This window comes from Ruegeria sp. HKCCD7559 (genome assembly GCF_013110575.1).
Classification (GTDB): Bacteria; Pseudomonadota; Alphaproteobacteria; order Rhodobacterales; family Rhodobacteraceae; genus Ruegeria.
The window spans coordinates 109,681-133,535 of the sequence record NZ_WVQU01000007.1 but is presented as its reverse complement, the minus strand read 5'-3'; the positions used below and the strand labels follow the sequence as shown (position 1 = coordinate 133,535).

At 61.3% G+C, this 23,855-nt stretch carries 14 protein-coding genes; 9 read left to right on the top strand and 5 right to left on the bottom strand.

Annotation, left to right across the window (positions count from 1 at the left end; all coding sequences use genetic code 11):
* Nucleotides 1-24: 24 nt before the first annotated feature.
* From GS605_RS16905 to GS605_RS16890, 4 genes are read left to right on the top strand one after another with little or no spacing between them, the layout of a single operon-like run.
* Entirely contained in the window at nucleotides 25-1,032 is a 1,008-nt protein-coding gene (locus GS605_RS16905; protein ID WP_171724729.1) for a MoxR family ATPase, read from the top strand.
* A complete protein-coding gene (locus GS605_RS16900; RefSeq protein WP_171637426.1) occupies nucleotides 1,029-1,904 on the top strand; it encodes a DUF58 domain-containing protein in 876 nt (291 codons plus the stop codon). The genes GS605_RS16905 and GS605_RS16900 overlap by 4 nt, the downstream gene beginning before the upstream one ends.
* A complete protein-coding gene (locus GS605_RS16895; RefSeq protein ID WP_171724783.1) occupies nucleotides 1,901-4,663 on the top strand; it encodes a DUF4159 domain-containing protein in 2,763 nt (920 codons plus the stop codon). The genes GS605_RS16900 and GS605_RS16895 overlap by 4 nt, the downstream gene beginning before the upstream one ends.
* On the top strand, nucleotides 4,660-6,702 hold the full coding sequence (locus tag GS605_RS16890) for a hypothetical protein (protein WP_171724728.1): 2,043 nt from the start codon (nucleotides 4,660-4,662) through the stop codon (nucleotides 6,700-6,702). Before GS605_RS16895 ends, GS605_RS16890 begins: the two co-directional genes overlap by 4 nt.
* On the opposite strand, the gene pbpC is transcribed toward GS605_RS16890, so the two are convergent.
* Nucleotides 6,699-8,735, bottom strand: a complete 2,037-nt coding sequence (pbpC, locus tag GS605_RS16885) for a penicillin-binding protein 1C (protein ID WP_171724727.1) — start codon at nucleotides 8,733-8,735, stop codon at nucleotides 6,699-6,701. The two genes, GS605_RS16890 and pbpC, sit on opposite strands and share 4 nt — an antisense overlap.
* A gap of 36 nt (nucleotides 8,736-8,771) precedes the next feature.
* Nucleotides 8,772-14,198 carry an alpha-2-macroglobulin family protein gene (locus GS605_RS16880; protein WP_171724726.1) on the bottom strand — a complete coding sequence of 1,809 codons (5,427 nt, stop codon included), beginning with the start codon at nucleotides 14,196-14,198 and terminating at the stop codon, nucleotides 8,772-8,774.
* A gap of 116 nt (nucleotides 14,199-14,314) precedes the next feature.
* On the opposite strand from GS605_RS16880, the gene GS605_RS16875 reads away from it, so the two are divergent.
* Nucleotides 14,315-16,573: a response regulator gene (locus GS605_RS16875; protein ID WP_171724725.1), complete on the top strand. Its 2,259-nt coding sequence runs from the start codon at nucleotides 14,315-14,317 to the stop codon at nucleotides 16,571-16,573.
* A 90-nt stretch (nucleotides 16,574-16,663) separates the two neighbouring features.
* Here the strand turns inward: GS605_RS16875 and yaaA are convergent, their stop codons facing one another.
* The 3 genes from yaaA to GS605_RS16860 form a co-directional block, all read right to left on the bottom strand.
* The gene (yaaA, locus tag GS605_RS16870; protein WP_171724724.1) at nucleotides 16,664-17,434 is read right to left on the bottom strand and encodes a peroxide stress protein YaaA; all 771 of its coding nucleotides are present in this window, start codon (nucleotides 17,432-17,434) and stop codon (nucleotides 16,664-16,666) included.
* A gap of 33 nt (nucleotides 17,435-17,467) precedes the next feature.
* A complete protein-coding gene (gene recQ, locus GS605_RS16865) occupies nucleotides 17,468-19,507 on the bottom strand; it encodes a DNA helicase RecQ (protein ID WP_171637412.1) in 2,040 nt (679 codons plus the stop codon).
* Nucleotides 19,508-19,583: 76 nt separating this feature from the next.
* Entirely contained in the window at nucleotides 19,584-19,871 is a 288-nt protein-coding gene (locus tag GS605_RS16860) for a YggT family protein (protein WP_005980077.1), read from the bottom strand.
* Nucleotides 19,872-19,999: 128 nt separating this feature from the next.
* Between GS605_RS16860 and GS605_RS16855 the strand changes: the two genes are divergently transcribed.
* The 4 genes from GS605_RS16855 to GS605_RS16840 all read left to right on the top strand — a co-directional run bounded on the left by GS605_RS16855 (nucleotide 20,000) and on the right by GS605_RS16840 (nucleotide 23,823).
* Nucleotides 20,000-21,367, top strand: coding sequence for an MFS transporter (locus GS605_RS16855; protein WP_171724723.1), 1,368 nt, complete (start codon nucleotides 20,000-20,002; stop codon nucleotides 21,365-21,367).
* Nucleotides 21,364-22,227, top strand: a complete 864-nt coding sequence (mepA, locus tag GS605_RS16850; RefSeq protein WP_171637407.1) for a penicillin-insensitive murein endopeptidase — start codon at nucleotides 21,364-21,366, stop codon at nucleotides 22,225-22,227. The genes GS605_RS16855 and mepA overlap by 4 nt, the downstream gene beginning before the upstream one ends.
* Nucleotides 22,200-23,084 carry an esterase-like activity of phytase family protein gene (locus tag GS605_RS16845; protein WP_171724722.1) on the top strand — a complete coding sequence of 295 codons (885 nt, stop codon included), beginning with the start codon at nucleotides 22,200-22,202 and terminating at the stop codon, nucleotides 23,082-23,084. Before mepA ends, GS605_RS16845 begins: the two co-directional genes overlap by 28 nt.
* Before the next feature lie 91 nt (nucleotides 23,085-23,175).
* Nucleotides 23,176-23,823, top strand: a complete 648-nt coding sequence (locus GS605_RS16840) for a queuosine precursor transporter (protein ID WP_171637404.1) — start codon at nucleotides 23,176-23,178, stop codon at nucleotides 23,821-23,823.
* Nucleotides 23,824-23,855 lie beyond the last annotated feature (32 nt).

Genomic DNA, 23,855 nt, shown 5'->3' with positions numbered 1-23,855 from the left:
TAATAGTCCACGGAAGGGAAAGTCATGACCGAACCTGCCGACCTCGTAGCCGAGATCGAAGCGCTGGAAAACAAGCTGCAAGAGGCCAAGGCCTCGATCACCCGCCGCTTCATCGGGCAGGAGAGGGTCGTGGACCTGACGCTGACCGCACTTTTGTGCGGCGGCCATGCCCTGTTGATCGGTCTGCCGGGTTTGGGCAAGACACGCCTGGTCGAGACTCTGTCGACGGTGATGGGCCTGCATGGCAGCCGCATTCAGTTCACGCCCGATCTGATGCCCGCCGATATTCTTGGATCCGAGGTTCTGGACACTGCCGACGATGGCAGCCGCCATTTCCGGTTCATTCCCGGCCCGATCTTCTGTCAACTGTTGATGGCGGATGAAATCAACCGGGCAAGCCCGCGGACACAATCGGCGCTGTTGCAGGCGATGCAGGAACGCACCGTTACCGTGGCAGGTGAAGATCGTTCATTGGGTACGCCGTTCCACGTGCTGGCGACGCAAAACCCGATCGAGCAGGAAGGCACTTATCCGCTGCCCGAAGCCCAGCTTGACCGGTTCCTGGTGCAGATTGACGTCGAATACCCCGACCGTCAGACCGAGCGGGATATTCTGCTGGCTACGACCGGGGTTGAAGAGGAAGAGGCGCATCAGATTTTCAGCAAGGAAGAGTTGCTGGCCGCGCAGGTCTTGTTGCGCCGGATGCCGGTCGGAGAATCCGTCGTTGAACTGATCCTTGATCTGGTGCGGGCGTTCCGCCCCGAAGAACCCGGTGTGTCCGAACGGGTTGCCGAAACCGTGGCCTGGGGTCCGGGCCCCCGTGCCGCGCAGGCGCTGATGATGACGGTGCGCGCGCGGGCCATGTTGCAGGGGCGCCTGGCACCCAATGCCGAGGATGTTCTGGATATGGCGCGCCCGGTGCTCAGCCACCGGATGGCGCTCAACTTTGCGGCAAGGGCGCGTGGTGACAGCCTTGCAGAGCTGATTGATTCGACCGCTGCCGGGCTGATCCGGACCGAGGCCGCGGCGTGAATGCCGAGCTGACCCTTCGCGAAAGATCCGAAGCCGAGGCATCGCGGCTACCGCCCCTCTTGGCGCGGGCTGAGCACTTGGCCGGAACCGTTCTTCTGGGCGACCACGGTCGACGGCGGTCCGGGATGGGGGATGATTTCTGGCAATACCGCCCGGCACAGGTCGGCGACAGCCGTCGCATGATCGATCACCGCCGCTCGGCGCGGGGGGATCAGCAGTTCGTACGTGAACGGGAATGGCAGATCGCGCAATCCGTGATGCTGTGGGTCGATCAGGGGGCTTCGATGCGGTTTGCGTCCGACAAGACCCTGCCGACCAAAGCGGATCGCGCGCGGCTGTTGGGGCTGGCGACATCCATCCTTCTGGTGCGCGGCGGTGAACGCGTAGGTCTGACCGGCACCACCTTGCCGCCCCGGCGCGGCAATGCGCAGATCATTCGGCTGGCGCAGGCCTGGTCCGAGGATGATCAAGCGGATTACGCCCCACCCGAACACCGCGCCATGATCCCTCATGCCCGCGCCGTGTTCATCTCGGATTTTCTGGGCCCCATGGATGAGGTTGAACTTGCCCTGACCAAAGCCGCCGACCGCGGCGTGCGCGGCGTGGTTCTGCAAGTGCTGGATCCGGGTGAAGAGTCGTTTCCCTATCGCGGGCGCACCATTTTCGAAAGCGTCGGAGGGTCCGTCCGACACGAAACGCTCAAGGCCGCCGAGCTGCGGGACCGTTATCTGGAACGCCTGGCGCACCGCAAGGACGCGTTGAGGCAACTGTGCCGAGCGACGGGCTGGCAACTGGGCCTGCACCACACGGGTGACAGCGCACAAGCGGCTCTGTTATGGCTTTATCGGGCCTTGGATGGGGGCACGCGATGACGGTTCTGGCGGGCATCGGCTTTACCGCGCCATGGGTGTTGCTGGGTCTTCTGACTCTGCCGATCCTGTGGCTGATCCTGCGCGCGGTTCCGCCCGCACCGATCCGCCGCTTGTTCCCGGCGGTCACGCTGCTGTTGGGCCTTAAGGACGACGAAAGCGTATCCGACCGCACCCCATGGTGGCTGCTGCTGCTGCGGATGCTGGCGGCGGCTGCGATCATCATCGGGCTGGCAGGGCCGGTTCTGAACCCGTCACGGGATGAAACCGGAACCGGGCCGCTGCTGCTGGTGCTGGACGCCAGTTGGGCCGGAGCCGCGCGCTGGCCGGCGACACTTGACCAAATCGACACGCAACTGTCGGAGGCCGGGCGCGCGGGCCGAACGGTTGCGATTTTGCGCCTGACAGAGCCGGAAACACCGGTATTTCAGGCTGCGGAAGCGTGGCGTGGGCGTTTGCCGGGGCTGACCCCGAACCCCTGGCAGCCGAATGCGGATCAGATTGCTCAGATCATTGCCGCGTTGAACGCCGTTGACGGCGGATTTGATACCCATTGGTTCAGTGACAGGCTGGATTATGCAGACCACGCTGAACTGGTGTCCAGCCTTCAGGCGCGCGGAGATGTGACGGTCTATCAGGCGGCCTCCCGGCCCGTGGCGATCCGGCCTGCGGCCTATCAGGACGGGCTGATCCAATTGACCGTTCAGCGCGCGGGCCCCGGACCGGAAGACCGCGTGACGGTATTGGCGCAAGGCCGTGATCCGGCGGGCACGGCCCGGGTGCTGCATTCCGTTGAGCTGACCCTGGAGGCCGGCGAAACCTCGGCGCAGGCCGATCTGGCGCTGCCGTCGGAATTGCGCGCCCGTATCACGCGGTTTGAAATTCAGGGCCAAAGGTCCGCCGGGGCCGTGACTTTGACCGATGACAGTCTGCGCCGGCGCGAGGTTGCGCTGATTGCCGGAACCCGCAACCGTGAAGGGCTGGAGCTGTTGTCACCCCTCCATTACCTGACGCAGGTTCTGGTCCCGACCGCGGATTTTGTCGATGGCGGCCTGCTTGAGGTTCTGCCCGCCAACCCGGATGTGATCGTCCTGTCGGACGTGGCGCAGATGTCGGAGCCGGAAGAGGCCGCTTTGATCGAATGGGTCGAACAGGGCGGGCTTCTGCTGCGTTTTGCCGGTCCGCGCATGGCGGCCAGCGATCTCGGCAGGGATACCGAAGACACCCTGTTGCCGGCGCGGCTGCGCAGCGGTGGACGATCCGTCGGCGGTGCGATGAGCTGGGGCGAAGCCAAGACGCTGGCTCCATTCTCCGAAAGCTCTCCGTTTTTCGGCCTGGATATCCCAAAGGACGTGGTTGTTTCGACCCAAGTCATGGCGCAACCAGACCCTAACTTGGCGGATCGCGTGATTGCTTCGCTGTCTGACGGGACTCCGTTGGTAACACGCAAGGCTTTGGGGCTTGGGCAGGTGGTGCTGTTTCACGTCACTGCGGATGCCGAATGGTCCAGCCTGCCGTTGTCGGGTTTGTTCGTCGAGATGCTGGATCGTTTGGCCGTGGCTTCGGCAGCCAAGTCGCGGCAAGAATCGCAACTGCAAGGCACCACGTGGGAGCCGGTTCAGATCATGGACGGGTTTGGCGCCTTGTCAGATGCCGGAACCCTGGCCGGTGTGGATGGCGTTCAGCTGATCTCGGGCCGGATCGGGCCAGATTTGCGTCCGGGTCTCTATGAAAGCGGAAAGCAGAAGCTGGCATTGAACGTGGTTTCGGAAGAAACCGAGCTGCGCCCGGTGACCTGGCCCGCCAATGTGCCGATCAAAGGGCAGGAGGTCAGCACGGAAACCCCGCTTGGTGGCCTGTTGCTCAGCCTCGCGCTGATCTTGCTGACGGTTGACGTGATTGCCTCGCTGGCCTTGTCGGGCAGGCTGGGCCTGGCGCGAACGGCGGCTGCCGCGCTGGCCGCTTTTCTGCTGGTGCCGGACGCACAGGCGCAGACGCCCGAAGATACCGAATTTGCCCTCGCTGCAACGCACGAGCTTGTGCTGGCGCATGTGCTGACCGGTGAGACGCAGGTGGACGATATTGCCGAGGCCGGATTGCGGGGCTTGGCGCAAACCCTGTTCTTTCGCACCTCTGTCGAACCGGCGGACCCAATCGGCGTTGATCTGGAACGAGACGAGCTGGCATTCTTTCCGCTTCTCTATTGGCCCATCACGCCGAACCAGCCGCAACCTTCGGCCGAGGCGTATATCAAACTGAACGCCTATTTGCGTTCGGGTGGGATGATCCTGTTTGATACGCGCGATGCAGATATTGCCGGTTTCGGCGCATCCAGTCCGAATGGCCGCAAGTTGCAGCAACTGGCCGGACCGCTGAATATCCCTGCATTAGAGCCGATTCCCCGCGATCACGTCCTGACCAGAACATTCTATTTGCTCCAGGATTTCCCGGGCCGCTATTCCGGCGCAGAAGTCTGGGTCGAAGCTGCACCCGGGGATGCAGAACAGATCGAAGGGATGCCATTCCGCAACCTCAATGACAACGTGACACCGGTGGTTATCGGCGGCAATGACTGGGCCGGGGCCTGGGCCGTGGATCGCAACGGCCAGGCCCTTTTGCCTGTCGGTCGTGGGTATGCCGGGGAACGGCAACGCGAACTGGCCAATCGTTTTGGCGTCAATCTGGTGATGCACGTGCTGACCGGGAATTACAAATCCGATCAGGTCCACGTGCCCGCCCTTTTGGACAGGTTGGGACAATGACCGGAACCGTCATATTCGACCCGCTGATCCCGTGGCCGCTTTTGGCTGCTGTGGGGGCGATTGCCGCTGTCGGAGTAGCTCTGGCCTTGTGGCGCGGCTTGTCGGGCTGGGCCCTGCGGGGATTGGCGGCCCTGGTTGTCATCGCGGCACTGTCCGGTCCGGTCTATCAAGTCGAGGACCGCGCGCCGCTGACGGATATCGTTTTGATGATCGAGGATGAAAGCGCCAGCCAGACACTTTCGGACCGGGTCGAACAAACGGCGCAGGCCGCCGAAGATCTGGCCGCCGAGATTGAGGCGCGCGACAATACGGAACTGCGCCGCATTCGGATCGGCGACGGTGACGGGGATGAGGGCACGCAGGTCATGGCCGCCCTGAATGAGGCCCTGGCCGAAGAGCCGCGTGCGCGCATCGCAGGCATTCTGGTGGTATCGGACGGGATCGTGCACGATGCCGATCAGGCCCCGGAATTGCCAGCGCCGATGCATCTGCTGCAATCCGGGCGTGCGGACGACTGGGATCGCCGGCTTATCGTCCGAAATGCGCCTGCCTTTGCCATCATCGGTGAATCGGTGACTTTGACCCTGCGCGTTGAAGACAGCGGAGCAGCCCCCGCGGGTGCCGCGACAGCGCCGCTGGAGATTTCCGTGGATGGTGGTGAGCCTCAGCAGCTGAGTATTCCAATCGGTCGGGATGTCGAACTGCCTGTCACCCTGCCTCATGGCGGGCGCAACGTGATCCAGTTTTCCGTGCCCCTGGCCGAAGGCGAGTTGACCGACCGCAACAACACCGCGCTGATCCAGATGAACGGCGTTCGGGATCGCCTGCGCGTTCTGCTGGTCTCGGGCGAGCCGCATCCGGGCGGGCGCACATGGCGCAACCTGCTGAAATCCGACAGCTCGGTCGATCTGGTGCATTTCACCATCCTGCGCCCGCCCGAGAAGCAAGATGGCGTGCCGGTGGACGAATTGTCTTTGATCGCCTTCCCGACCCGCGAGTTGTTTCTGGAAAAGATCAACGATTTCGATCTGATCATATTCGACCGTTACAAGCGGCGCGGCATCCTGCCTGCAATCTATCTGGACAACGTCACCAGTTATATCAATGACGGCGGCGCCGTTCTGATTGCCGCCGGTCCGGATTTCGCCGGAGCTGACAGCATTTTTCGGTCGCCGCTGGCGCCCATCCTGCCAGCGCAACCTTCCGCGCGTGTCTTCGAGGAACGCTTTGTTCCAAAGGTCAGCGCGTTGGGTCAGCGCCATCCGGTGACAACAAATCTTGGCGATTCCGAGGATTGGGGGGCCTGGTTGCGCCAGATCGATGTGAACCATCGCTCGGGCGAGGTTCTGATGACGGGCATTGACGAACGCCCCCTGCTGGTTCTGGACCGAGTGGGCGAAGGGCGTGTTGCGATGCTGGCATCGGACCATGCCTGGCTGTGGAGCCGTGGCTTTGAAGGTGGCGGTCCGCAACTGGAACTTTTGCGCAGGCTGGCCCATTGGATGATGAAGGAACCCGAACTCGAGGAAGAGGCGCTGTGGGCCGAAGCCAACGGCCAGTCCATGCGCATCATTCGACAGACGCTTGGGGATGATGTGGGTCCGGTGACTGTGACGCGCCCGAACGGCGAAATGCTGGAAATCACCTTGCAGGAGGTCTCTCCGGGGCGGTTCGAAGCGCAATACTATGGGCCCGAGATTGGTCTTTACCGTTTGCAGGAAGGTGACCACATGGCCGTGATCGGGCTTGGCCCCGCCGCGCCGAAGGAGTTTGAACGCACCATCGCTACGGGGGATGTTCTTGAACCGGTTCTGACCGGCATGCGGGGCGGCGTGATCCGGGTGGAAGATGGATTGCCGTCGATCCGCAACGTGCGCGCCGGGCGCCCGGCGGCTGGTCGGGGCTGGATCGGTCTGACCCCGCGCGATGCCTACGAGACACGGGATGTTACCCAGGCGGGTCTGCTGCCGCCTTGGCTGGTTTTGCTGTTGGCAGGAGGTTTCCTGTTGGGCGGTTGGCTGCGCGAGGGGCGGCGCTAATCGATCCTGATTGACGCCCTGTCGGATTGACCTTGCGCATCCACCACGACAAGTGAGGTGAAGCCGGTCCCCAAATTTGGGATTTCGAACTCTCGTCGCCGCTGCCCGGTCAGCACCGGCACGCCATCTGCCAGTACGGAAAACGGCCCGACGCCGCCACGCAGTTTGACCGTCAGAGGTGCCCCTGACGTCTCTAATACAGCGTTATCGGGCGGGAACAGCAGGTCCGGTGCCGCGGGATCATCCTTGAAAGCTGTCGTGCGGGGGCGAAATCGCTGCAACGGCTGAGGCAATTGGGCCGCGCCGACAAGCAAGGTCGAAGGTGGCGGTGGGCGCAGGGGCGTTAGATCGGGTTTCAACAGGTTGAAAGCCTCGGCCAACAGGGGTGCGGCAAGGTCGCCCCCGAATGCACCGGGAACAGGCGTTCCATCGGCGCGGCCCAGCCAGACCCCTATGACGTGCTGCCCGTCAAAGCCGATGGCCCAGGCATCGCGGTGGCCATAAGACGTGCCGGTCTTGTAGGCCAGCGACCCTGTTGCACCGCCTGCCGGTGGCGCAAGCCCGGCCAGAATGTCCGAAACCTGCCAGGCCGAGGTTTCCGACAGAACGCGCCGGGTGCGCTGGGCGTCTGCCAGAACGTCATGATGCAGGATCGGGCCCGTGCCGCCAGCTGCCAGAGTGGCGTAAACCTGCACCAGATCGTGCAGGCTCACCCCCACGCCACCCAAAGAAATCGCCAATCCGGGTGTTGCGCCATTCAGACGTGGCTCTGACCCGGCCAACCGCAAAGCCGTCATCAACCGAGCGGGGCCCAGCTCATTCGTCAGGCGCACGACGGGGATGTTCAGCGACAGCTGTAGGGCGTCCCGCACCCGGACATCGCCACGGAAGGCGCCGTCGAAATTGCGCGGTGCGTATCGGCCAAACATCACGGGGCTGTCGCTGATCAGGGTCTCGGGGTGGGCCAGCCCCTGATCGAAGGCCAGCCCGTAGACCAGAGGTTTCAGGGTCGATCCGGGTGACCGTACGGCCCGGGTCATATCCACGAACCCCTGACGGGCATCTTGGTACCCGGCAGATCCGACCGATGCCAGAACCTCGCCGCTGCGATGGTCGGCCACGATCAGAGCCCCGGAAACGCGTGGTCCGACGCGGTTGGCGGTCTGTGCCACCAAGGTTTCCAGCCGGGCCTGCAATCCGGCATACAGTGTCAGATCGAAGGCCTGGATTGCGGGTGCTTGCCGCCTCACGCGGTCAGTCAGATGGGGTGCAAGACGCGGAAACGGATTCATCCGATCCGGAAGGGGTTCGGTCATGGCCGCGCGCGCTTCGGCATCGGTCAGGACGGTGTGGCGCACCAGCCTGTTCAGAACCCGGTCGCGGGCTTGCCGGGCAGCCTCGGGCTTGCGATCCGGGCGCCGGGCCTCGGGGGATTGCGGTAACGCAACCAACAGGGCGCTTTGCGCGGGCGTCAGCCGGGTGGCGTCCTTTCCAAACCACGCGCGGGCGCCGGCGCGGAGCCCTTCCAGATTGCCACCATAGGGGGCATGGGTCAGATAAAGGTTCAGGATTTGCTGTTTGCTCAGACGCCGCTCCAACGCCAATGCGACTCTGATCTGGCGAAATTTCCCGCTCCAGCGCCCGGTTGGACCATCTTCGATCAACCGCGCCACCTGCATGGTCAGAGTGGACCCGCCCGACACGTTACGCCCGTTCCACAGGCTTTGCCCGGCAGCCCGCAGCATCGCGATGAGGTCCACTCCGGCGTGGGTCCAGAACCGTTTATCCTCGTACCGGATCAGCATAGCGATGAAATCCGGGTCAACTGCGCCGGGCTGCAGCCTCCAGATGCCATCCTCAACTGGAAACGCCCGCAGAAGGTCGCCATTCCGGTCCCGCATCTCGACCGAAGTTTCAGCCATAACGGAAGGCAGGGTTGTGGCATCGACCCAGCGGTCAACACCATCCCGTGCCAGCGCCGTCAGGTAGAGTGCTCCGGCCAGCGCAAACAAGAGCCGCGACCGCTTAGGCATGACGACCACCCAAACAAGGGTATGGCGCAAGTCCGGTCACTGGATCGCGACCCGTCCGGTAGATGTCCGCGCCCGGTTCTGCGGGCGGTACATGTCTTCGACCGAGGCCGCCGGATGATGGAACACGCCAGGTGTCACGGCGCGCGCCACGTAGGCCAGCGTCACGGTTTCACGACCGGACAAATCAACGGCGGCCAGGAACCGGTCCGAGCGGAACTCGGTATGGGTGGCGTCGGACAGATCCAGCCAGTCCAGCGATCGGACATCGCCCGAGCGCAGCAGGCTTGGGTTGTCAATCTCGATCCCGGCGGCCAGTGGATCGTTCACCATCAGCCGCGCACCGCCGTTTTCGAACGGTGTAACTTGCAGCACAGTGACGAACCGATCACCCACGGCAAAGCTGTCTGAATCGATCAGATCGCCATCCATCGAATAATACCGCCGTTCGATTGCATAGCCGGTGCCGCCTGCCTCGGGCGGAACCTCCGGGATGCCTGTGACCGTCAAAGTGATATCCGTCGCCTGACCGTCGGCGGCCGTGACGTGGATCTCATCCGCCTGTCCGGATTGCAGAACTTTCACAAACGGACCGGAAACCGGCGCCCCGTTGACCATCAAGCCCGATCCCGTTGGGTCAGACACAAGCGCGTGCGCCGCCAGCAATGACCACGTGGCCTCCTGAGTGGACAGCGGCGCGCGGCCGGTGCTCACCCGTTGGATCAAAGCATCGCGGTCAATCGCCTCGCTGCCCGCGTCCACGGCAAGGCTTAACAAGCCCGCTGCATCCCGAAGGTGGGTGCCGTAGTCAGCGCGCCAGACGTTCAGTTGCTGGTTCTGTTGCCGATCCAGCATCCGCGCGGCACGGTTGAACATCGCATCCGCTCGGGTCTGGTCGCCGTAAGAGGCCAGAGCTGCGCCCAGTTGCGCCGCCGCCAGAGGGGTGTCGAAGGCATCCCCTTTGACATCCGCGTAATAGCGCAGATCGCCCATCGAGGCCGCGCCTTCCCGCGCAAGAACCATCAGGGCATAGGCGATGTCCTGACCGCCTTCGTCGAAATCAGGCGCGTAATTGACCCTGTTCCGAAGATTGTCCATCGCCTGAGCGAACGCCCGGTCCGGCACGAGATGCCCCTGAATGCGGGCACGGGACAGGAAGTCGGTCACATAGGCGTCCAGCCAGAAATCCCCGCTGTCTGCGCGCCACAGGCCAAAGGCGCCGTTTGCGGCCTGACGAGTCAGGATACTGCGGATCGAATCGGCGATGCGTTGATCCACAACCGGGCCATCCCCCAGCCCCGTGGCTTGCGCAACGGATGACAGGTACAGCAACGGCAGCGCTTTGCTGGTGATCTGTTCGGTGCAGCCATAGGGGTAATGGTGCAGCTGATCCAGCAGACCGGGCGTGTCGAATTTGGCCAATGCTCCAGCGGACAGGATGGCCTTCACCGAACCCGGCTGGAACCCGTCAAACACATCCTGCGAAAACAGGAAGCTATCGCCTGCGCCCAAGGCAAAACGCCGCGTCTGTGCAATCACCGGGTCATTGGCCCGCACCGGCATGCGCAGGGTTTGCGACAGGTCCAGCCCATCAGGTGTGGTGATCGATACGCTGATTTCAGGATCGCCGATGGCGCCGGCCGTGATCGGGATCTCGAAAACCGCCTTGCCACCGTCCTCCAGCAAAAAGCTGGCCGGTGCCGCGCCCAGTTCCAAACTCTTGGAGGCGGTCAGGCCAAGTGCCATTTCTCCGGGTGTGCCATCCGCATGGACGATCTCAAGACGCATCCGGCTTTGATCGCCCGGGGCAAGGAAGCGCGGAAGGCTGGCGGTAGCGACCACCGGGTCGCGGACGATCATTTCAGCTTCGGCCTGACCGACGGCTTTGCGCGACCACGCGACGGCCATCAGCCGGACGGTTCCGTTGAAGGCAGGAAGGGGAATGTCGATCTCAACCTCTCCATCCGCGCCGATCTCGACCGGGCCACTGAACACGGCCATCAGGTCTTGTGTCGGTGGCGGAGACTGGCGACGCATCCCGCTGTCATTGTCGCCGCCCGAGCGCACTGTGCCCTTGGCTCCGTTCATGCCGTCGATCAGTCGCCCGTAGACATCCCGCAGATCAACACCCAGACGGCGCTGCCCGAAATAGTATCCTTGCGGGTCCGGGCTTTTGAACCCGGTGAGGTTCAGAATGCCCACGTCGACGGCGGCCAGCGTCAGCCAGACCGGCTCATCGTCCACGGTATTTTCGACCCTAATACGGGCTTTTTGCGTCTGACGTGGTGCGGTGACCTCGGGCACGTCGACAGTTACGGAAAGTCTGCGGTCCACTGGATCGATGCTGGCATGGGCAACGCCCATCGCCCGCGCCGGGTTCTGACCGGCTGCAACATCCATTGGGCGGATCACGGTTGCGGTGACATAAGCCCCGGCGCCCCAATCCTGGGTCACCTCAATCGGGATCAGAGTTTCCCCTTCGGGCACCTCCACGATCTGGCGGTGGATCAGACGGTTCGAAAGGACTTCGATCTGAGCGACACCGGCCCTGCGGGGCACGATCCGCAACTGCGCCGTATCCCCGATGCGATAGCTGTCGCGATCCAACGACATTTCAAGCCGGTCCGGCGTGGTCGATGCATCGGCGGCCTGATACCAGCCCGCATAGAAATCGACGGCGGTTTCGGAATATGTTCCGTCAACTCGCTGCACCACCAGTTCATAGCGCCCCCATTCCACCGGTTGGGTCAGTGTCAGAGGGTCAGAGGAGACGTCTACCTCGCCGGTGGCGACACGGCTGCGGCGCGTTGTCGGTTCCCAGTTCCAGTCGCCGTGAAGCTGGTACCACTGATAGCGCGTTTCTATCTTGTTCAGCGTCCAGCGGAGATGCATCGGAATGGGCGTCAACTCAGGAGACAGGCCAACGATCTCGAATGCAGCTTCGGTGCCTTCCGGAATGACTTCGTCGAACAGAGGTTTGACACCAATAACAGGGTGCGGCGGCAGGACGGGCGCGGTCAGGCGACGCTCGACCGGGCGGCCTGAGCCATCGGCAAGCCGGGCGATGATTTCGGCCTCGATTGGCTTTCCCTCAGTCTCTAACACGGGGATTTTGACTGCTACGGTCGCGTGCCCCGTCGCGTCTGTGCGCGTGTCTCCGAAATATGTGCTCTTGATCGAGGTTTCTGCATCATAGCGACCAAAGCGATATCCGTCGTAGCCCGGGACCGTGTTCGCCGGGCGTGCGATGACCTGCCCGTCGATGCTCAGGTCCGACCCCGGCGCTCCAAACAGATAGCGCGCGTCGATCGAGAGCGGTGGGCTGTCGCCGGGGCGCAAGGGTTCGTCGGGCAGAGTCAGTTCGAAATCGATCCGTTCGGGCAGGAAATCCTCGACAAGAACGGTCTGACGCGCCAGCGCATCGCCTTTTGGATCGGATTTGATTTCAATTTTCCATGCGCCGCGCGGTACGTCTGCGGCCACGGGCAGGGCAAAGACATGGCCCCCGGCAACACCGCCATCCGAGACAGACCGGCGGTATTCCACCCCGTCCGGGCGATACAGGATCGCCGTCAGAGGCAGGCCCTCGATGGCCTGCGCCTTGCCATCGCGGGACAGGGCGGTGACATGGATCACTTCGCCGGCCCTATAGGCACCTCGGTCGGTGGTCAGAAAGACATCGACCGGCCCCGCCGGTGCGCGCCCTTCAACGCTGCGATCCGACAGGTCAAAGGCAGGATCGGTCAGCGAGAGAAAGCTGAAATCCCTATCATCGATTGCCGCCGTCACCAGAGCAGGCGCGCTGGCCCCTTTGCCGCGTGTCAGGCCCGGATCGAACCTAACATAGCCGGTTTCATCGGTCTGTGCCGATGCGATGACAGCATTCGCCCCAGTGACCAGCGAAACTTCGACACCTTCGCGCGGTGCCGCGTCGCTTAGCCCGCGCACGGTCACGTGCAGCCCGTCAGTGCCCAGAGCGGTGCTGATCCCCAGATCAGAAAGCACAAACCATTGCGTTGCGCCGGGATCGTCATAGGGATCGGCCCCCGGAACGCGGGCGGTCAATGCATAGATACCGGCAGGTTGATCCGAGATCGCTTCGGCCATGGGAAGACGTGCCGTCATGGTCTGGTTCAACTGGTTTGAAACCTCGGCAGTACCCGTCCAGATGTCCTGGGCAATCTGGTCCGAGAATTCTTCCTCCTGCCATTCGCTGAGCGGGCGGGCGAAAAAGTCCTGTTGCACGGCCCGCAACAGGTTCCGGTCACTGACCCGCCGCAGGGTCAGGTCCAGTTCGGTGACATTGACCGTTTCGACGGGCAAGGCCGCGTTGGCAGATTTCGGAAGGACATAGCTGCGTCCGGGAAACCGAACCGAAGGCGTCCGGTCGCGTACATAATGGGTCAGTTCGATGCTGCGATTCAGTGCTTCGCCCGAGGCGGCAGGCAAGCCTTCGCGCAATGTCAGGCGATAACGCTGGCCATGCGCGACCCCATCGATGCAAAGCTGGCTGTCCTCGGCCTGCACGACCAGCCCATCGGCGTCACGTTGAACGAAGGGATCATAGTCGACCCCGGCCTTGACCAGTGATTCCGAGAATTCGATACAGATCCTGGGGGCTGCCGCATCGCTTTCGACCGAGCTGTCGACCACGCGGAAACCGTATTTGCCGATGGCTGTGTCCAATGCGGTCAGCACGTCTTCGCGCGGCTGCACCTGCTCGGCCAACCGAAGAACGGGAATCATGTCGCGCCCGCGCTCAACCTCTTCCAGGGCTTCCGCAAGGGTCATCAGAGCAGCGATCTGGGTGCCGGGGGTTTCGGCGCGCAGATAGCCATTGATCGCCGCATTCAGCGCGCGGTTGCGCAGGTCGCGCCGCTCGTTCCAACCCGAAGGGTTCATGGCCAGCAGCAGGTGCGCATATTCCACCCAAAGATCCGCGCGGTCGCTGAGCGATACGGCGACACCGGTCCACTGCATCGTTTGTGCGACACTGCCTGCGTCGCGCGCCGCATCCAGAACGGCCCGCAGATCATACCCCCCTGCCGGGTGCAGGAATCCCAGATCGCGGGCTTGTTTTCTTGCGTGATCCAGATCGTCAGAACTCAGGACGCTCAGTGCTTGCGCGCGCGTTTTTCCCAAGATTAGAGTCCGTTCGCTGCTTGGCACCTTTTGCGCGGACAATGCGCCTTGATACGCCTCTTGTCTGTTCACGCCACTTTTGGGAAAGCAGGCATCGGAACGGGTGTTATAGGTGAACGCCGTACATTGCGCGTTGGCCGAGCAGGCCTGAACACAGGACTTCAGATCGGTGTCGAACAACGGATCCAGATCCGACCCGTAAAAATCCGTGTCCCGAGAGGTGACATAGCGGAACTCAGGCACCGCACTCTGCGCCAGAACGGCGGCGGGAAGGATCAGAAGGCCAATTATGTAAGTTATTGAAATAAAAACAAAGCGGTGCATCGTGCTCTCCTCTTTGGGCTCAACCTTGCATGGCGCGCGCCTGTAGCGCAACGGCTTAAACAGTTTTTCATTCTCTGTCGCGATGCTGAAATCCGAACGTCCCGGAATCGATCAAAATGAGTCTTGCAATCAAACTGGCACAGGAACGGCGTGCGCGTCTGGCAGCCGAACGAATGCTTGCCTTGAAACAGGCCGAGCTTTCGGCCGCCAATCGCAAACTGGGCCAACACGCCATGGCGCTGACCAGGCGCATTGGTGAAACTCAGGCCGAAGTCGAAACTGTTCGTGGGGAAAACGAAAAGGTCAAATCCGATCTCACTGTCGCTCATGCCAAGATCGAGATTGCCGAACGCCGCCTTTGGCATTCGATCCAGACCATTCAGGACGGGTTTGCATTCTTTGACGGCGACAGCAGGCTCATCAGCGCAAACGCTGCATATCTCAGCGTGTTTGAAGGGCTGGATGAGGTGGCGCCAGGGATTTCCTACCAGCGCATTCTGCAATTGCTGACCACCGAAGGAATTGTCGATACCGGTGACGAAACTGCCGAGGAATGGCAGGCCAGAATGCAGGCACGCTGGAATCGGGCCAATCCAACTCCGATCGTCATGCAGCTGTGGAACGGTCACTACATTCGCCTGATTGATCAGCGTGGCAGCGGTGGTGACGTGGTCAGCCTGGCACTCAACATCACCGCGTCGGTCCGGCACGAAACAGAACTGAAGGTTGCCCGCGAACGGGCGGAAGCGGCCAACAGGGCCAAATCAGCCTTTCTCGCCAATATGAGCCACGAAATCCGCACGCCGATGAATGGTATCGTGGGTATGGCCGAACTGCTTGATGAATTTCCGCTGGACGAAGAACAGCGGCTCTATGTCAACACGATCCGCAATTCGGGTGAGGCATTGTTGGTTATCATCAACGACGTGCTTGATTACTCCAAGATCGAGGCGGACAAGCTGGTTCTGCACCCTGAACCCTTCGATCTGGAGCGCTGCATTCTTGAAGTCGCAATGCTGTTGCAGCCAAGCGTGCGCGACAAGGGGCTCACGTTGCTCGTGGATTACGACCTGTTCCTGCCCACCCTTTTCGTGGGCGATCCGGGCCGAATACGGCAGGTTCTGACCAATCTGGTCGGCAACGCAGTCAAATTCACCACGGAAGGTCATGTCCTGGTCCGTGTGACAGGCGTTCCGCATGCCCAGGCTCAGACATGCGACATCCATGTTGCCATCGAAGATACCGGCATCGGTATCGATGCAGAAAAGATCAACCACGTTTTTGGTGAGTTCAATCAGGTCGAAGATGAACGCAATCGTCAATTTGAAGGTACCGGGTTGGGTCTTGCGATCACCAGGCGCCTGATCACCATGATGGGCGGTTCAGTCTGGGTCGAAAGCGAACCGGGTCGGGGATCCTGTTTCGGGTTCAGGGTGTCGCTGCCCACGGCAGAAGGCCCGCAGCCCGAGCCTCCGAAACTGGCGGATTGTGTGAATCATGTCATGGTGGTCGAGGATCTGGCCGTAAACCGGGCTATTTTGGCGAAACAACTTGGCCGTTTGGGGGCCGAAGTGACGGTTTGCGCATCAGGGGCCGAGGCGCTGGCAGAAATGCATGGCGCGATTGAACTTGTCCTGTGCGATCATGATCTGCCGGATATGGATGGCTTGGAACTTGCCGTCACCCTCAAAGACCGTGGGTGGGGCGACGCCTCGGTCATCGTGATGTCTGCAAATCCATCTCTGATCCACACGCACCCAGCCCGCGAACTGATCGACGGTGTGTTGCAGAGGCCGATCCCCAGGGCCGAGTTGTATTCCAGGCTCGTGGCTCTCAAGGACACCCCGCCGCCAGAACGTCGTTCGACGCAGCGAAAACCCGTCTCTGTCCGCCAAGAAACCAAGGCTTTGGAAGCAAGGCGCATGAAGGTACTTGCGGCCGAGGACAATCTTACCAACCAGCTGATCCTGAAAAAGATGGTCAAAGACCTGCATATAGATCTGCGATTTGCGTCCAATGGAATAGAAGCCGTCGAGATGTTTCAGGAATTTGACCCGGACTTGATCTTCATGGACATATCGATGCCAAAAATGGACGGCAAACAGGCCACTGCTGAAATCCGCAGGCTCGAGGTCGAAACAGGGCGTCATGTCCCGATTGTCGCCTTAACTGCTCATGCAATGGCCGGTGACGATCAGGGCATCCTGTCCGCAGGGTTGGATCACTACATGACGAAACCGCTGCGCAAAAATCATATTCATCAAATGATCCTGCAACACCAACCGGATGGCGTAAGCGAAGTCATGGACAATCACCTCGCCCAGAAACATGCACCCATGTGTGACCGCGAACAGGATCCCACTTCATCTGGCTGAAAATATCCCGGGGAGCGCGAGGGGCTGGCCCCTCGCTCGGATCCACGGCCCAGAACCGTGGAAGGAAATATCGATCAGGTTGTCAGGGTCTCAGGACGAATAAGGTCGAACAAAGACAGGTTTATCCTTTTCCGATAGGTCAGCACGATACGCGTAACCGCCCGCATCGAAATCCAGCAGGGCATCGGGGTCGGTCAGGCGGTGCTGAATGACATATCGCGCCATTGCACCACGCGCCTTTTTGGCAAAGAAACTCACGATCTTCGGAGTGCCGTTCTTGTCTTCCATGAACACCGGCGAGATGACGCGCAATTTCAGAGCGTTCGGGTCCACGGCGCCGAAATACTCCTGACTGGCGCAGTTGATCAGAACGTCGCTGCCGATCATGTTGCCTTGTGTGTTCAGAGCTTTGCTCAGCTGGTCGCGCCAATACTCATACAGGGTCTTGCCGCGCCGTGTTTTCAGCTTGCTGCCCATCTCCAGCCTGTAGGGCTGTATCGCATCCAGTGGCCGCAAGACACCATAGAGACCTGAGAGGATGCGCAGATGATCCTGTGCCCATGCCAGTTCATCAGGATCGAGCGAAGCTGCTTCCAGACCCTGATAGGTGTCCCCAGCAAAGGCCAGCGCGGCCGGGCGCGTTGCATCGGCGTCTGGCATTTCGGAAAAAGCACGATAGCGATCGCGGTTCAGGCGCGCCAGATCATCGCTCAGACCCATAAGCTTTTTCAGATCGCCAAGGGTCAGATTGCGCGCGGTTTTGGACAGTCTGATCGCATCATCGTGAAAATCGGGCTGTGTGACTTCAACATCCCGCTGTGTCCAGTCCAGCCGCTTGGCCGGGGAAATCACTACCAGCATACCTGCCCTCTTTCCTTACGTGTCCCGGCGTATCTAGCCCGCCTCACGCAGCACGTCCAGAAAGGCGGTGCCGAACCTTTCGTGACGCCGGTCGCCCAGCACCTGTTCAAGCCCGCGCAGGTCATCCGGGCGCATCTGTGCCACCTTTGCCAGTTGCGAGGCCGAGCAGGTCAGAGGCTTGTCTATCCCCTCGGGACCGCGGGACAATTGGGACTGTACTTCCAGCAAACGGTCATAGATGTCGCCCTGATCGCGACCGGCCAGCTTGCGCCGCGCCGGGTGCAACGCCTGGGCCTCGCCCGCTATCACTTCAAGGAAGGTGTCGCCATACCGTTCCAGCTTCTTGGCGCCGACGCCGCCGATCCGGGCCATCTCGTCCAGCGTCATGGGGCGTTTTTCCGCCATTTCGATCAGGGTACGATCCGGAAAAATGACATAAGCCGGGACCCGGGCGGATTCTGCCAATGCGCGTCTTTTGGCCTTGAGAGCCGACAGCAAGGGCGCATCTTCATCGGACACCATGGCTTTCACGGCGGGGCGACGGGTTGCCTTGCGTAGGGCGTCCTTGCGCAGGTTGATCTTTGCCTCGCCCTTGAGAATAGGTTTGGCGGCCTCGGTCATCCGCAAGGCCCCGTGGCGTTCGGGGTCGGGGCGCACCAGATCGTGCCCCATCATCTGGCGGAATATTGCCTGCCATTGCGCGCGCGACCAGTCCTTGCCGATGCCCCAGGTGGACAGACCATCATGACGACGGGCGCGGATCTTGTCGGTCTCGTTCCCCAGAAGGATGTCGATCAGATGACCGCTGCCAAACCATTCCTCGGTGCGAAGAATCGCGGACAAGGCCATTCGGACGGGTGTTGTTCCATCAAATACTTCGGGCGGTGTATCGCACAGGTCGCATTTGCCACAGGGTGCGGCCTGTTCCCCGAAATAGCCCAGCAGGGTCTGGCGGCGGCATTCCAGTGCCTCGGCCAACCCCAGCAGCGCGTTCAACCGCGCATGATCCGCCATGCGGCGTTCGGGTGGCGCCAGCCCCTCGTCAATCTGGGACCGCCGCAAACGTATATCGTCGGGGCCGAACAGAGTCAGGGTCTCGGCCGGCCCGCCGTCGCGCCCAGCGCGGCCGATTTCCTGGTAATAGGCCTCGATGGATTTCGGCAGGTCCGCATGGGCGACCCAGCGGATGTCGGGTTTGTCGATGCCCATGCCAAAGGCCACGGTGGCCACCACGATCAACCCGTCCTCGCGCGCGAAGCGGGTTTCGACGATGCGGCGGTCCTCGGCCTCCATCCCACCGTGATAGTGGCAGGCGCTGTGGCCCTGTTCGCGCAGCGCCTGCGCCAGAACTTCGGTCTTGTTGCGAGTGCCGCAATAAATGATGCCCGACTGGCCTCGGCGGGCGTCCGCGAAATCCAGGATCTGTCTGCGCGGGCTGTCCTTGGCGGCAAAGGCCAGGTGGATATTCGGCCGGTCGAAGCCCCGCAGAAACTTGCGCGGGGGTGTGCCGGCGAACAGTTTCTCGACGATTTCGTCCTGCGTTTCCGCATCCGCCGTGGCTGTGAAAGCGGCCAGGGGCACGTTCAGCGCGCGCCGCAGCTCTCCGATCCGTAAATAATCAGGGCGGAAATCATGGCCCCACTGGCTGACGCAATGGGCCTCGTCCACCGCGATCAGGCTGACATTGATCCGCCGCAACATGCCCAGTGCCGAGCCTGCCGCCAGCCGTTCGGGCGCCATGTAAAGCAGTTTCAGCCGCCCGGCCTCAAGCGCTTCCCACACGGCGTCGGTTTCCTCGGGCGTGTTGCCCGAGGTCAGCGCGCCGGCCTCGACCCCGGCTTCTTGCAGCCCCCGCACCTGATCGCGCATCAGGGCGATCAATGGCGAGATCACCACCGTGACCCCGTCGCGCAGCAGGGCAGGCAGTTGATAACACAGGGATTTGCCGCCGCCCGTGGGCATGATCGCCAGCACGTTCTGGCCGGCGGTTACGGCATCGACGATCTCTTCCTGCCCGGGGCGGAATTCATCGAATCCAAAGACATCTCGCAGCAGAGGCGCGGCGTCGAACATGTGCGGGGGTGCCCTGTTTCAAGATTTGACTGCTCTTGAAAGGACAATCACACAGTCGGAATCGGGGAACAAGAGGTCAGTAGAAATAGACCGCGTTGTTGATCAGGATGATCCGCAGCGCATAGACCCCGATCAGCACCACCAGCGGCGTCAGGTCCAGACCGCCCATATTGGGCAGGATGCGCCGGATCGGGCCATAGATAGGCTCTAACAGGCGGTTCAGCCCGTACCAGATTTGCGCGACCAGCTGTTGGTGCAAGTTCAGCACCTGAAAGTTGATCAGCCAGCTCATGATCACATGGGCCAGGATGATGAACCAGACAATGTCCAGGATCAGCAGCAGGATTTGGATCAGCGACAGCATGGGTTCTCCGTATTCTTGTTGGCCGAGACCTAAGCACCATGGCGACAAAGAGCAAGTGTCTGGCACTCAACGCTTGCGATTTGAATGAAAGCCCAGTCATATAATCGCAACGATAAACAGGGGCAGAGATGGCAGAGATTTCCAAGCGCAGGCGCATTTGGGGCTGGTGGTTCTTTGACTGGGCCAGCCAGCCCTTTCACACCCTTCTGGTCACCTTTGTCTTTGGCCCTTACTTCGCGGGCGTCGCCGCCGGGTATTTCACCACTGAAGGGCTGGGTGCGCAGGCGGCTGCGGCGCGCGCGCAGACTGTTTGGGCGAACTGTCTGACGATCACCGGGCTGATCATCGCTTTTGGTGCGCCGCTTCTGGGGGCGATGGCGGATGTCTCGGGGCGGCGCATCCCGTGGATATTTGCCTTTTCGGTCATGTATGCGGTCGGGTCTGCGGCGCTTTGGTATACGATGCCCGATGGCTCGAACATGTGGTTGATGCTGTCGGCTTTCGGTTTTGGCTTCGTCGGCGCGGAATATGCGCTGATCTTCATCAACTCGCAGCTACCCGATCTGGGTGATGACAGCGAAGTGGGAGAGATCTCGGGCTCGGGCTTTGCCTTTGGCTATTTTGGAGGGCTGATTTCGCTGGCGATCATGCTGGCGCTGTTTGTGGAACAGCCAAACGGCAAAACCCTGATCGGGATGGTGCCCGCCTTTGGTCTGGATGCCGCCACCCGGGAAGGCACGCGTTTTGTCGGCCCATTCACGGCAATCTGGTTCATTCTGTTCATGGTTCCGTACTTCCTGTGGGTCCGCGATGATGCGGCGACAGACAGGAAAGGAAGCGTGGGAGAGGCGCTGCGCCTGCTGTCAAAATCAGTGTCTAACTTGCGCTATCGCGTCAGTTTGGCCAGTTACCTCGGTTCGTCCATGTTCTATCGCGACGCACTTAACGGGCTGTACAGTTTTGGTGGTGTCTATGCGCGGCTGGTGTTGGAATGGGATCTGATCAAGATCGGAGTATTCGGGATCGTCAGCGTTCTCGCTTCGGCCGTTTTTGCGTGGATCGGAGGGAAGGCAGACAAGAAATACGGCCCGAAACCAGTGATATTGGTGGCGATCTGGGTATTGATTTTTGTCTGCGTCACAGTGGTGTCGATGGACCGGACGCAGATCTACGGCATCGGCCTGCCTGACGGATCCAACCTGCCTGACCTGGTCTTCTTTGGCTGTGGTGTGCTGATCGGTGGCATGGGAGGCATTCTGCAATCGGCCAGCCGTTCGATGATGGTGCGCCACACCGACCCCGAAACCCCGGTCGAAAGCTTTGGTCTTTATGGTCTGTCGGGGCGCGCGACCGCTTTTGCGGCCCCGTTGTTGATCGGGATTGCAACAACCGCAACCGGCAGTGCGCGTCTGGGGGTGTCACCAATCATTCTGTTGTTTATTCTGGGTCTATTCCTGATGCGCTGGGTCAGACCTGAAGGGGATCAGAGCAGATGATTTTACTACGTTTTTTGGCACTACTGGTAATAACCGCGCTGGCGAATACGGCATCGGCGCAGCCCTTGGCAAAGCAGTTGTTCGGGGCACAGAAGGTAAGCTCGCAACAAAAATCGGCTGCTTTCGGCAGTTATTCGCGCGGATGTGCGGCCGGATCGGTTCAATTGCCCGAGACCGGGCCCACGTGGCAGGCCATGCGACTGTCGCGCAATCGCAACTGGGGGCATCCCGAAGCGATCGATTACGTGCAGGACCTCAGCCGGTTTGCGGCGAAACAGCCGGGTTGGAACGGTCTCTATATTGGGGATATCAGCCAGCCGCGGGGTGGGCCAATGACTTCGGGCCATCGCTCGCACCAGCTGGGGCTGGATATCGATATCTGGATGCTTCCGGGTGACAACATGCGCCTGTCGCGCAAGGCGCGCGAGAATATTTCGTCCATATCGCTGCGCCGCTCGAACGGTGCCTACGTCAACAGCAACTGGACCAAACAGCACCACGCGGTACTGCGCGAAGCCGCCAAGGACAAGCGCGTGGCACGTATCTTCGTATTCCCCGGGGCTAAGGTTCAGATGTGCAACGATGAAAAAGGCAACCGGGCCTACCTGCGCAAGATCAGGCCCTGGTGGGGGCATCACTACCACTTTCACGTACGCCTGAAATGCCCAAGAGGATCAAAGGGATGCGTCAACCAGGATGCACCACCCAAGGGCGATGGCTGTGCCGAGGCGCAACAATGGGTGCGTAACATTCTGAACCCGCCGCCGCCCGATCCAAACGCGCCGCCGCCCAAGAAACGCCGGGAATATGTGCTGGCCGATTTGCCGAAGCAATGCGCCTCAGTCTTGCAATCCAAGTAGGTGCGGCACTGTTTCTGGCCACGGCGGCCCCTGGAGTGGATGTAAAGACCGCCACACATCAAAGCAGTTTTGCATGGCGTGACAAGGCGGATTGGTTCGGTGGATTCTCGGCGCTGCACATTTCGGACAATGGGCAGCAAATGATGGCGCTGAGCGACCGGGCACGGTTGGTGATTGCGCGCATTGAACGTCTTGATGGCGAGATCACCGGCATTCGCATTCTGGGGCAATGGCCGGTTCTGTCCAGCAATGGGCATCTCATGTCCGGCGGCGTTGGCGATTCCGAAGGGATTGCGGCGGCTCCTGACGGTGGGTTCTATATCTCATTCGAAGGGGTGCACCGCGTCGCCCATTACCCCGCAGCGGGCACGAAGGCGCGTGTATTGCCACGCCCGCAGGCATTTCAGCATCTCGCCGACAACGGGTCCTTTGAAGGTCTGGCCATCGACAGGCGCGGACGGCTGTATACGCTGCCGGAAACGAACCGCACCCCGGACGGAGATATTCCCGTCTATCGCTGGAATGGCCAAACCTGGTCGACCCCATTTGTTCTGCCCCAGCGTGGTTGGTTCAAACCGGTTGCCGCTGATTTCGGTCCTGATGGGCGGTTCTACGTGTTGGAGCGAAACCTCACGGCAATCGGATTTCGCTCGCGCCTGCGGCGATGGGATCTGACAGGCGACGTGCCAAACGCCGAGGAAACCCTGTTCGAAACCGGAACCGGCGCGCATGACAACCTAGAAGGCTTGTCGATCTGGCGGGATGATCGGGGACGTTTGCGGGCCACGATGATCTCGGATGACAACTTTCTGGCACTGCAACGGACCGAGTTGGTCGAGTATCTGCTGCCCGATTGACACACGGCAGATGAAGGTCTAAACGCACAGCCTGCCTTGGGACGGTCCCTTGGCCAAGTCGCCGCTACCTTGTCAAAACGGGCATCACAAAATGCAACGCAACTATATTCCCGGCATTCTTGCCATGGCCGCCATCGTCGTGGCCTCGAACATCCTGGTCCAGTTCCTGATCTTTGACGGCCTGTTGACCTGGGGTGCCTTCACCTATCCGCTGGCCTTTCTGGTCACTGATATTATGAACCGCGTCTACGGTGTGGGCCCGGCCCGCAAGGTTGTTTTCGCGGGCTTCGTCACCGGGGTGATCTGCTCGCTGATCGGCAGCCAGATCATGCTTCAGGGCGACGGGTTTACCTATGCCGCCGTGCCGCTGCGCATCGCCGTCGCTTCGGGCACCGCGTTCCTGATCGCGCAACTGACCGACGTCACCGTGTTCAACGCCATGCGCGGCGGTCAATGGTGGCGTGCGCCGCTGGTCTCGACCCTGGTAGGTTCAGCGCTGGATACCGCGATCTTCTTTACTATCGCCTTCTCGGCCTCGGTCACCTTCTTTGGTGCCGATGCAGATGCGGCCATCAATTGGGCGTGGGAGCCCGTGCCCTTCATGCTGTCAGGCCCCGAGGCGCCGCTGTGGGTGACGCTGGCCTTTGCCGACTGGTTGGTGAAACTGTCGCTGGCTCTGATCGCGCTGATTCCGTTCAAGGTGATCGTTGCGCGACTGACCGCTGCACGGCCTGCGTAAAAAAGTGCTTTGAGAATGGCGCATCTTGTGTC

Coding starts and splice junctions, on each gene's coding strand:
- GS605_RS16905 (WP_171724729.1), top strand. CDS start 25: ATGACCGAACCTGCCGACCTCGTAGCCGAGATCGAAGCGCTGGAAAAC.
- GS605_RS16895 (WP_171724783.1), top strand. CDS start 1,901: ATGACGGTTCTGGCGGGCATCGGCTTTACCGCGCCATGGGTGTTGCTG.
- GS605_RS16890 (WP_171724728.1), top strand. CDS start 4,660: ATGACCGGAACCGTCATATTCGACCCGCTGATCCCGTGGCCGCTTTTG.
- pbpC (WP_171724727.1), bottom strand. CDS start 8,735: ATGCCTAAGCGGTCGCGGCTCTTGTTTGCGCTGGCCGGAGCACTCTAC.
- GS605_RS16880 (WP_171724726.1), bottom strand. CDS start 14,198: ATGCACCGCTTTGTTTTTATTTCAATAACTTACATAATTGGCCTTCTG.
- GS605_RS16875 (WP_171724725.1), top strand. CDS start 14,315: ATGAGTCTTGCAATCAAACTGGCACAGGAACGGCGTGCGCGTCTGGCA.
- yaaA (WP_171724724.1), bottom strand. CDS start 17,434: ATGCTGGTAGTGATTTCCCCGGCCAAGCGGCTGGACTGGACACAGCGG.
- recQ (WP_171637412.1), bottom strand. CDS start 19,507: ATGTTCGACGCCGCGCCTCTGCTGCGAGATGTCTTTGGATTCGATGAA.
- GS605_RS16860 (WP_005980077.1), bottom strand. CDS start 19,871: ATGCTGTCGCTGATCCAAATCCTGCTGCTGATCCTGGACATTGTCTGG.
- GS605_RS16855 (WP_171724723.1), top strand. CDS start 20,000: ATGGCAGAGATTTCCAAGCGCAGGCGCATTTGGGGCTGGTGGTTCTTT.
- mepA (WP_171637407.1), top strand. CDS start 21,364: ATGATTTTACTACGTTTTTTGGCACTACTGGTAATAACCGCGCTGGCG.
- GS605_RS16845 (WP_171724722.1), top strand. CDS start 22,200: ATGCGCCTCAGTCTTGCAATCCAAGTAGGTGCGGCACTGTTTCTGGCC.
- GS605_RS16840 (WP_171637404.1), top strand. CDS start 23,176: ATGCAACGCAACTATATTCCCGGCATTCTTGCCATGGCCGCCATCGTC.